We start from the raw sequence: 2,200 nt of genomic DNA, 5'->3' as shown, positions 1-2,200 counted from the left end.
CTCCGGGAGCAGGCGGACGTCGGGCAGCTGAAGGCCATCGAGGCGGGGCGGGCGGTCGGCATGCCCTGGCACCGGTTCAACGAGGCGCTGTGCGTGAACACCAAGCACGGCGCCCAGCAGAAAGCCCAGAGGCTGAAGGCCGAGCAGGTAAGACGTCTGATGAACGACGGGCTCCCGAGGCAGCGCGAGCCTACGAGCTGAAGGACGCGGCCGACGAGGTAAAGCGGCTGGGCAGGATCGCCAGGAACCTGCCACGCTTCCCGATCGCCCATCGGCTGTGCCACCAGCTCCTGGAGCACAGGGACGGTCTCGTGGTCGACGGCATGGCGGAGTGGTGGAGCGGTTTCCGCCCCGTTGTCGACCATCACCGCCGGCGGGAACCACCATCTGCTCGTCCATGGTGACGCCTCCGACGTCCGCGACCGCTACACGAGGCTGCTTGACGTCCATGAGCGGAAGGTCGCCATGGCCTTCCCCAGGGGCTACCGGACCCCGTAACCGACGAGGCGCATCTGTACGGACTGCTCATCTGCTTCCAGGACTTGGGCCTGCACATGGTGGAGACGCGCCGACTGTCGGACTGACCGGGAGGGGCATGGCGGGGCCACGGGGGCAGGATCCGTCGGGGCTGCGTTCAGGTCGTTGTGCGGTTCGGGGGCTGGGTCTCGCCGGGTGCCGCGGTCCCAGGAATCGTCCGCGCAGTAAGAGCTCCTAACGAAATGATCTTCGAGGTGGTTGGATCACTCCGGAACCGTTGATCCGGGGGTGCGGGGTGGCTCGGCCGAAGCCGTGGAACGTCGATGACGAGCTGTGGGCGGTGATCGAACCGCTGCTGCCGAAGGTGGAGCGCCGGACCCGGCATCCGGGACGCAAGCGGCATCCGGACCGGCTGGTGTTCCAGGGCATCCTGTTCGTGCTGCATACAGGGATCGCCTGGGAGCACCTGCCGCAGGAGCTCGGCTTCGGTTCGGGGATGACATGCTGGCGGCGCCTGGCCGAGTGGACCGAGGCTGGTGTGTGGCCCCGGCTGCACGAGGTCCTCCTGGCCAAGCTCCGCAGCGCGGACGCCCTGGACTTCTCCCGTGCCGTGGTCGACGGCTCCCACATCCGCGCGTTAAAGGGGGATCCAAGACGGGACAAAGCCCCGTTGACCGGGGCAGGAGGGGCAGCAAACACCACCTGATCACCGACGCCACCGGCATCCCGCTGGCTGCCACCCTGACCGGCGGCAACCGCAACGACGTCACCCAGCTCATCCCATTGCTTCAAGCGATACCGCCCGTGCGCGGCAAGCGCGGCCGACCGCGCCGTCGCCCGGACGTCGTACTCGGGGACCGCGGTTACGACCACGACAAGTACCGCCGGCTCGTCTGGGACCTCGGCGTGAAGCCGGTCATAGCCCGCCGAGGCACCGAGCACGGCTCCGGTCTGGGCACTCAGCGCTGGGTCGTGGAGCGCGCGTTCGCCCACCTGCACTGGTTACGCCGCCTGCGGATCCGCTGGGAGATACGCGACGACATCCATGAAGCCTTCCTCACGCTCGGCTGCGTGCTCATCTGCTGGAGGCGCCTCATCGCCCGTGGCGCCGCCACCCGCAACTGAGACCTCCCGTCCTCAACTCTGCCCGAAGGGCCACGCGGCGCGGACCTGGGCGAGTCGCACACGCTGGGCATCGACCCAGTCAGCGGGCAGGCGCACCACTACGCAAACCGAGGTGAGGGACACCGTGGTGTCCCTCACCACCACCTCAATCGCGTTGAGGACCTCGCCGCGGGAGATGTACGGCCCCTCCGGCGTAATCCGGATCTCCGGGTTTCGACCGTCGTCCATCCAGCGAACCGGCTGGCCCTCGGCAAGCAGTTCGAGCGCCTCTGCCCAATCGTCCAGGTCCTCGGGCAACAGGCACACCTCTGCGAGGTGGCCCTTCGCGAACTCGCTGGCCACCACGATGTCGACGTCAAGGCAGCCGTCCCACGGGAGCACTCCGGTTGTTGGCCCCGCCACCCGAACGATCACGCTGTTCTCTTCATCAGCAAGGTGGATGAGGTCCACCGGACCGTGCTCGGTCATGTCATGTCCCCTGGGCCGTGTGCATGTGCCGACTCATCATGCACACGTCCTCGGCAGGGCAGCTCCCGGGGAGAACGGGCGCTGATCATTCTGTTCGGAGTTCTAAGGAGCGCTGCGCCAGTTGGAGGGA

At 67.7% G+C, this 2,200-nt stretch carries 3 protein-coding genes and 1 pseudogene; 3 read left to right on the top strand and 1 reads right to left on the bottom strand.

Features of this window, described 5'->3' with window-relative positions:
• The 3 genes and pseudogenes from HW130_RS35135 to HW130_RS35125 all read left to right on the top strand — a co-directional run.
• Positions 1 to 201: pseudogene (locus HW130_RS35135) on the top strand (hypothetical protein); the annotation flags it as partial.
• A 153-nt stretch (positions 202 to 354) separates the two neighbouring features.
• Positions 355 to 498, top strand: a complete 144-nt coding sequence (locus HW130_RS35130) for a hypothetical protein (RefSeq protein WP_177153817.1) — start codon at positions 355 to 357, stop codon at positions 496 to 498.
• Positions 499 to 772: 274 nt separating this feature from the next.
• Positions 773 to 1,602, top strand: a protein-coding gene (locus tag HW130_RS35125; protein WP_375256615.1) for an IS5 family transposase whose coding sequence is annotated in 2 segments (ribosomal slippage) — positions 773 to 1,115 and positions 1,115 to 1,602 — 831 coding nt in all. Because the reading frame shifts where the segments join, the coding sequence is not laid out codon by codon here.
• 12 nt (positions 1,603 to 1,614) lie between these two features.
• Here the strand turns inward: HW130_RS35125 and HW130_RS35120 are convergent.
• Positions 1,615 to 2,070, bottom strand: a complete 456-nt coding sequence (locus HW130_RS35120) for a DUF5959 family protein (protein ID WP_177153815.1) — start codon at positions 2,068 to 2,070, stop codon at positions 1,615 to 1,617.
• Between the last annotated feature and the right edge of the window lie 130 nt (positions 2,071 to 2,200).

It is taken from the genome of Streptomyces sp. PKU-EA00015 (assembly GCF_013387495.1).
In the GTDB taxonomy this organism is placed as follows: Bacteria; Actinomycetota; Actinomycetes; order Streptomycetales; family Streptomycetaceae; genus Streptomyces.
The sequence above is the reverse complement of the archived record's forward strand: the minus strand, read 5'-3'. Positions and strand labels throughout refer to the sequence as shown.

What these genes read in the sequence shown, in the direction of transcription:
- HW130_RS35120 (WP_177153815.1), bottom strand. Translation starts at nt 2,070, where the DNA reads ATGACCGAGCACGGTCCGGTGGACCTCATCCACCTTGCTGATGAAGAG.